The sequence below is a fragment of the Intestinimonas sp. HCP28S3_D6 genome (genome assembly GCF_052065695.1).
Lineage (GTDB): Bacteria > Bacillota > Clostridia > Oscillospirales > Oscillospiraceae > Intestinimonas.
On the sequence record NZ_JBQHTM010000043.1, the window covers coordinates 23,761 to 30,757 of the forward strand.

The window sequence follows — 6,997 nt, forward strand, 5'->3', positions numbered from 1 at the left end:
GCATCGGGCGCTGCGGGCGCCCAGATCCATGCGAGGAGGTCTTTGACGATGCCCGATTTTGAAGTTGTCTCCCCCTATTCCCCTGCCGGAGATCAGCCTGAGGCCATCGCCGCCCTGGCCGCCGGCATCGAAAACGGCCTCTCCGAGCAGACCCTGCTGGGCGTTACCGGCTCGGGCAAGACCTTCACCATGGCCAAGGTCATCGAGGCCGTCCAGAAGCCCACCCTGGTGCTGGCCCACAACAAGACCCTGGCCGCCCAGCTGTGCGCCGAGTTCAAGGAGTTTTTCCCCAAAAACGCGGTGGAGTACTTCGTCTCCTACTACGACTACTACCAGCCCGAGGCTTATATCCCCCACACCGACACCTATATCGAAAAGGACTCGGCCACCAACGACGAGATCGACCGGCTGCGGCTCTCCGCCACCGCCTCCCTCATGGAGCGCCGGGACGTGATCGTGGTCTCCTCCGTCTCCTGCATCTACGGCCTGGGCGAGCCCGACGACTACGCCAAGATGATGGTCCCCCTCCGGGTGGGCACCGAGTTCCCCCGGGACGAGCTTTTGAAGCGCCTTATCGAGATCCGCTATGAGCGCAACGACATCGCCTTTGAGCGCAACATGTTCCGGGTCCGGGGGGACACGGTGGAGGTGTGGCCGGCCTACTACAAGGACACCGCCATCCGGGTGGAGTATTTTGGGGACGAGATCGACCGCATCAGCGAGATCAACGTGGTCACCGGCACCCCCGTCCGACGGCTGGAGCACATCCCCATCTTCCCCGCCAGCCACTATATCACCCCCAAGGAGAAGATGGACAAGGCCATCAAGGAAATCTACAAGGAGCTGGAGGAGCGGGTGGCCTGGTTCCAGGAGCGGGACATGCTGGTGGAGGCCCAGCGCATCAAGCAGCGGACCATGTACGACATCGAGATGATGCAGGAGCTGGGCTACTGCTCCGGCATCGAGAACTACTCCCGGCCCATCGCCGGCCGGCCCGCCGGCTCCGCCCCCATGACCCTCATGGACTACTTCCCAAAGGATTTCCTCATGTTCATCGACGAGTCCCACGTCACCCTCCCCCAGGTCCGGGCCATGTACAACGGCGACCGGGCCCGAAAGACCACCTTGGTGGATTACGGCTTCCGTCTGCCCTCGGCTTTTGATAACCGCCCGTTGAAATTCGAGGAATTTGAACAGAGAGTAAATCAAGTTGTCTACGTTTCGGCCACTCCGGGCGAGTATGAAAAGACCCGCTCGGGCCAGATTGTGGAGCAGGTCATCCGCCCCACCGGCCTGCTGGACCCCAAAATCGACGTGCGCCCGGTGGAGGGCCAGATCGACGACCTCATTGGGGAGATCAACCAGCGGGTGGAGCGCAAGGAGCGGGTGCTGGTCACTACCCTGACCAAGAAAATGGCAGAGGACCTGACCGCCTACCTGAAAAACGCCGGCATCAAGGTGCAGTACATGCACCACGACATCGACACCATCGAGCGTCAGGAGATCATCCGGGACCTGCGCCTGGGCACCTACGACGTGCTGGTGGGCATTAACCTGCTGCGTGAGGGTCTGGACCTCCCCGAGGTGAGCCTGGTGGCCATCCTGGATGCCGACAAGGAGGGCTTCCTCCGGTCGGAGACCTCCCTCATTCAGACCATCGGTCGGGCCGCCCGGAACGCCGACGGTCTGGTCATCATGTACGCCGACAAGATGACCCCCTCCATGATGGCCGCCATCGGCGAGACCGAGCGCCGCCGGAAGAAGCAGGACGCCTTCAACCAGGCCCACGGCATTGTCCCCAAGACCATCATCAAGTCGGTACGGGACGTCATCGAGCTCTCCGCCGGCGAGGAGGAGAGCGAACAGCTTCTGCGCAACAAGACCAAGCTCTCCAAAAAGGAGCGGGACGCCGCCATCGAAAAGCTGGAGAAGGAGATGAAGGAGGCCAGCAAACGGCTGGAATTCGAATACGCCGCCGTCCTCCGCGACCGTATCATCGAACTCAGAGGCAAGTAATGGCCTCCTTCATCTCCTTTGGGGCCCCGCAAAGCGGGGCGGCGCTTGCGCCGCACAAGCGTTTTGCCCCAGGCAAAACCTTGGCGCAGGGCGAATTCACTTCGCCGAGCATGTGAAATCACTCCCGGGGTCCCCCGCGCGGCACTGCCGTGCGGGGCGAGGAAGGAGGCATCCAAGCGTTTGGAGTTCGAATACGCCGCCGTCCTCCGCGACCGTATCATCGAATTGAGGGGCAAGTAATGGGTGGGAGAGAGGTGATCCTATGGGACGGCTCCACAGGCTGCCAAACTATGATTATGGACAAGAAGGCTGCTATTTTATCACTTTCTGCACCAAAAGGAGATCCACTGTATTGTCTCGGATTGTGGGGCGCGCCAAGGTCGTCGGGCCCCACACAACAGGTTCCGCGCATGATCACCGCCCTCAAGCGCTTCACCAATCAGGACATGAAAAACGACCTCTGGCAGGACGGCTTCCACGACCACATCATCCGCAACTAGGCCGACTATCTGCGGATCTGGGCATATATCGACCAAAACCCGGCCAAATGGGGGAGGACTGCTACTATGAGGAGGGTATCCTATGAAGAAGGTAAAAATCACGGTGCTGAAAACCGAATTTTATCCTGAACTGGCCGAGCGCTATCTCACCGAGGGCCGTGAGGCGGGTCCCTGCCCCTTCCAGAAGGTCGGAGATGTGTTCTACTACGAGGGCGGCGCGGAGAAGCCGGAGGGCCTGTGCCCCTGGGCCTGGATCGACCTCTACCGCGGCATCTCCACCCTGGCCAACGGCCCTCTTGTCAACGATTGGTACTCCCATGAGGACCGGCGTATCCTCTGCTGCACCGACGGCGTCCGCCCGGTGATCTACGAGCTGGCTCTCCTGGACGAGGACGTCTCCCTGTAAATACCGGAAACCCATCTGGAAAGGATCTGATACCATGTGGATCTGGTTCGCCCTGCTCTCGGCGGTCTTTGCCGCCCTGACCTCCATCCTGGCCAAGATCGGCATTGAAGGGGTGGACAGCACCCTGGCCACCGCCATCCGCACCGCGGTGGTGCTGGTCATGGCCTGGGGCATCGTCTTTCTCACCGGAAAGCAGCACGGCATCGCCGACATCGGCCCCCGGAGCTGGCTCTTCCTGGCCCTCTCCGGCCTGGCCACCGGCGCCTCCTGGCTCTTTTACTACCGCGCCCTCCAGCTGGGCGAGGCCAGCAAGGTGGCCCCCATCGACAAGCTCAGCGTGGTGCTCACCATGATTCTGGCCTTCGTCATCCTCCACGAGACTATCACCGTAAAAGGCATCATCGGCGGTGCCCTCATCGCCGCGGGCACCCTGATCCTCATTTTGTAACACCCAAAGGAGATCGACACACCTATGCTCGACCATATTTACGTCAAGGGCGCCCGCGCCAACAACCTCAAAAACATCGACGTCACCATCCCCCGGGACAAGCTGGTGGTGCTCACCGGCCTGTCCGGCAGCGGCAAGTCCTCCCTGGCCTTCGACACCATCTACGCCGAGGGCCAGCGGCGGTATGTGGAGTCCCTCTCCTCCTACGCCCGGATGTTTTTGGGCCAGATGGAAAAGCCCGATGTGGATTACATCGACGGCCTCTCCCCCGCCATCTCCATCGACCAGAAGACCACCTCCAAAAACCCCCGGTCCACCGTGGGTACCGTCACCGAGATCTACGACTACCTCCGCCTCCTATGGGCCCGGGTGGGCACCCCCCACTGCCCCAAGTGCGGCAAGGAGATCAAGCAGCAGACCATCGACCAGATCATCGACCAGGTGATGGCCCTCCCCGAGGCCACCCGCATCCAGGTCATGGCCCCCGTCATCCGGGGCAAGAAGGGCGAGCACCAGAAGATCTTCGAGGACGCCCGGCGCTCCGGCTACGTCCGGGTCCGGGCCGACGGCTCCATCTACGACCTCACCGAGGAGATCAAACTGGACAAGAACAAGAAGCACAACATTGAGGTGGTGGTGGACCGGCTGGTCATCCGCGCCGACATCGCCCGGCGGCTCACCGACTCGGTGGAGACGGCCTCCAACCTCTCCGGCGGGTTGGTCCTCATCAACATCGTGGGGGAGGACCGGGACATCCTTTTCTCCCAGAACTACGCCTGCGAGGACTGCGGCATCTCCATCGAGGAGCTCTCCCCCCGGATGTTCTCCTTCAACAACCCCTTCGGCGCCTGCCCCACCTGCACCGGCCTGGGCTCCCAGCTGAAGGTGGACGTAGACCTCATCATCCCCAACAAGGACCTCTCCATCCTGGAGGGGGCCATCACCGCCAGCGGTTGGAACAACGTGAAGGGGGACTCCATCTCCCGGATGTACTTCGAGGCCCTGGCCAAGCAATACAAGTTCAAGCTCACCACCCCGGTGAAGGACCTGCCCCCCGAGGTGCTGGACGTGATCCTCTACGGCACCAAGGGGGAAAAGCTCAAGCTCACCTATGAGCGGGAGAACGGCCAGGGCACCCTGATGCAGGCCTTCGAGGGCGTGGTCAACAACCTGGAACGCCGCTACCGGGAGACCCAGTCCGACGCCATGCGCCGGGACCTGGAGGACTGCATGAGCCAGCGCCCCTGCCCCGACTGCGGCGGCAAGCGGCTCCGAAAGGAGGCCCTGGCCGTTACTGTGGGCGGCATCAACATCGACGACTTCTGCCGCAAGTCGGTGACCGAGGCCCTGGCCTTCATCGACGGCCTCACCCTCAGCGAACAGAAAATGCGCATCGCCGAGCGCATCCTGAAGGAGATCAAAAACCGCCTGGGCTTCCTCCAGTCGGTGGGCCTCCAGTACCTGACCCTGAGCCGGGCCGCCGCCACCCTCTCCGGCGGCGAGAGCCAGCGCATCCGCCTGGCCACCCAGATCGGCTCCTCCCTCATGGGGGTCCTCTATATCCTGGACGAGCCCTCCATCGGCCTCCACCAGCGGGACAACGACATGCTGCTGGACACCATGAAGCACCTGCGGGACCTGGGCAACACCCTGCTGGTGGTGGAGCACGACGAGGACACCATGCGCGCCGCCGACTATATCGTGGACATCGGCCCCGGCGCCGGCGTCCACGGGGGGCAGGTGGTGGCCTGCGGCACCGCCGAGGAGATCATGAACACCCCCGGTTCCATCACCGGCGACTACCTCTCCGGGCGGAAGAAGGTGCCCGTCCCTGACCACCGCCGGGCGGGCAACGGCCACTTCCTCACCATCCGGGGGGCGGCGGAGAACAACCTCCGCAACGTGGACGTGTCCATCCCCCTGGGGACCTTCACCTGCGTCACCGGCGTCTCCGGCAGCGGCAAGTCCTCCCTGGTCAACGAAATCCTCTACAAGCGGCTGGCTGCCGACCTGAACCGGGCCAAGACCCGCCCCGGTAAGCACGCCGGCATCGAGGGGGAGGAATTTCTGGACAAGGTCATCGACATCGACCAGTCCCCCATCGGCCGCACCCCCCGGTCCAACCCGGCCACCTACACCGGTCTCTTCAACGACATCCGGGACCTCTTCGCCTCCACCCCCGACGCCAAGGCCCGGGGCTACGGGCCGGGCCGGTTCTCCTTCAACGTCCGGGGCGGACGGTGCGAGGCCTGCTCCGGCGACGGCCTCATCAAGATCGAGATGCACTTCCTCCCTGACATCTACGTCCCCTGCGAGGTGTGTAAGGGCAAGCGGTACAACCGGGAGACCCTGGAGGTCCGTTACAAGGGCAAGAACATCTACGAGGTGCTGGACATGACGGTGGAGGAGGCCCTTCCCTTCTTTGAGAACCTCCCCCGGCTCTACAACAAGATCAAGACCCTCCAGGAGGTGGGCCTGGGCTACGTGAAGCTGGGCCAGCCCTCCACTGAGCTCTCCGGCGGCGAGGCCCAGCGGGTCAAGCTGGCCACCGAGCTGGCCAAGCGCTCCACCGGCCAGACCATCTATATCCTGGACGAGCCCACCACCGGCCTCCACACCGCCGACGTCCACAAGCTCATCGAGGTGCTCCAGAAGCTGGTGGAGGTGGGCAACACCGTGGTGGTCATCGAGCACAATCTGGACGTCATCAAGACGGCCGACCACATCATCGACCTGGGCCCCGAGGGGGGCGACGGCGGCGGCACCATCGTGGCCACCGGTACCCCCGAAGAGGTGGCGCAGTGCGCCGCCTCCTACACCGGCCACTACCTTAAAGGGGTGCTGGAGCGGGGTTAATTGCCCCCTTTGGGCCAAAAGCTCTCCGACAGGCCCAGCCCCGTCCGCAGGCCCAGCACAAAGGCCTGGAGGGAGAAAAACTCCCGGCTCTTATCGAAGTTCACCCGCTCCTCCGGGTCCAGATTGCCGTCCATGAGGGAGAGGTCCAGCTCGTAGCCGCTCCCCAGGACGTGCTCCTCCTGGTAGGGATAGATATAGCGGGCATAGAGCCACGGTAAAAATCGATCCAAAATACCACTTCCTATGTCGTATATTATATACGTCTTTTAATGTCGTGTCAAGTAGGTGAGAGGCGATGGAAAAAATCATGGAGCCTTTTGGCGCCCGGCTGAAAGCCCTGCGAAAGGCAAAAAAACTCAAGCAGTCGGACATGGCCCTTCTGCTGGACTGCACGGACCGGCACTATCAGCGCATGGAATACGGATATGTCAACGTACCGTCCCTCACTCTTTTGAAGCTGGCGGACTATTTCGGCGTCACTACGGACTATCTTCTGGGACGAGATCTGATGGAATCGTAGAGGCGGCTATTAGCCGCCCGTCGGTGGTTCCCCGCTCCCCGGGCGGCACGGGCGTTACGAAGTAAGCCCGGGACGCAAGCAGCCCAACAGTAGAGCAGCCTGGGGGGTACTTCCAATAGGGGGCCACAGCCCCCCTGTGTTTGGCCGTTTCAAGGGGGAGAGTCCAGAGAGGGGGGAAATCGGAATCCCCCCTCTCTGGGGTGTCTTTGGTTCCTTTCTGCACAAGCAGAAAGGAACGCCCCCGGCAGGGA

At 62.6% G+C, this 6,997-nt stretch carries 7 protein-coding genes; 6 read left to right on the plus strand and 1 reads right to left on the minus strand.

Going from position 1 to position 6,997, the window contains the following annotated elements:
• Positions 1 to 48: 48 nt before the first annotated feature.
• The 5 genes from uvrB (at position 49) to uvrA (ending at position 6,226) form a co-directional block, all read left to right on the plus strand.
• The gene (gene uvrB / locus ACTNBK_RS13240) at positions 49 to 2,016 is read left to right on the plus strand and encodes an excinuclease ABC subunit UvrB (protein WP_441146756.1); all 1,968 of its coding nucleotides are present in this window, start codon (positions 49 to 51) and stop codon (positions 2,014 to 2,016) included.
• A gap of 63 nt (positions 2,017 to 2,079) precedes the next feature.
• Positions 2,080 to 2,256, plus strand: a complete 177-nt coding sequence (locus ACTNBK_RS13245) for a UvrB/UvrC motif-containing protein (protein ID WP_441146768.1) — start codon at positions 2,080 to 2,082, stop codon at positions 2,254 to 2,256.
• 342 nt (positions 2,257 to 2,598) lie between these two features.
• Complete coding sequence (locus ACTNBK_RS13250) at positions 2,599 to 2,922, plus strand: TIGR04076 family protein (RefSeq protein ID WP_441146757.1); 324 nt, start codon at positions 2,599 to 2,601, stop codon at positions 2,920 to 2,922.
• Between the two features lie 34 nt (positions 2,923 to 2,956).
• Positions 2,957 to 3,370, plus strand: a complete 414-nt coding sequence (locus ACTNBK_RS13255; RefSeq protein WP_441146759.1) for an EamA family transporter — start codon at positions 2,957 to 2,959, stop codon at positions 3,368 to 3,370.
• 24 nt (positions 3,371 to 3,394) lie between these two features.
• Complete coding sequence (uvrA, locus tag ACTNBK_RS13260; protein WP_441146761.1) at positions 3,395 to 6,226, plus strand: excinuclease ABC subunit UvrA; 2,832 nt, start codon at positions 3,395 to 3,397, stop codon at positions 6,224 to 6,226.
• Here uvrA and ACTNBK_RS13265 read toward each other — a convergent pair.
• On the minus strand, positions 6,223 to 6,456 hold the full coding sequence (locus ACTNBK_RS13265) for a hypothetical protein (protein WP_441146762.1): 234 nt from the start codon (positions 6,454 to 6,456) through the stop codon (positions 6,223 to 6,225). The genes uvrA and ACTNBK_RS13265 overlap by 4 nt on opposite strands.
• Before the next feature lie 65 nt (positions 6,457 to 6,521).
• On the opposite strand from ACTNBK_RS13265, the gene ACTNBK_RS13270 reads away from it, so the two are divergent.
• On the plus strand, positions 6,522 to 6,746 hold the full coding sequence (locus ACTNBK_RS13270) for a helix-turn-helix domain-containing protein (protein WP_297718162.1): 225 nt from the start codon (positions 6,522 to 6,524) through the stop codon (positions 6,744 to 6,746).
• Positions 6,747 to 6,997: the final 251 nt, after the last annotated feature.

Bases quoted from the DNA above. Each gene is read 5' to 3' on its own strand.
- uvrB (WP_441146756.1), top strand. From the start codon at position 49: ATGCCCGATTTTGAAGTTGTCTCCCCCTATTCCCCTGCCGGAGATCAG.
- ACTNBK_RS13270 (WP_297718162.1), top strand. From the start codon at position 6,522: ATGGAAAAAATCATGGAGCCTTTTGGCGCCCGGCTGAAAGCCCTGCGA.
- ACTNBK_RS13250 (WP_441146757.1), top strand. From the start codon at position 2,599: ATGAAGAAGGTAAAAATCACGGTGCTGAAAACCGAATTTTATCCTGAA.
- ACTNBK_RS13255 (WP_441146759.1), top strand. From the start codon at position 2,957: ATGTGGATCTGGTTCGCCCTGCTCTCGGCGGTCTTTGCCGCCCTGACC.
- uvrA (WP_441146761.1), top strand. From the start codon at position 3,395: ATGCTCGACCATATTTACGTCAAGGGCGCCCGCGCCAACAACCTCAAA.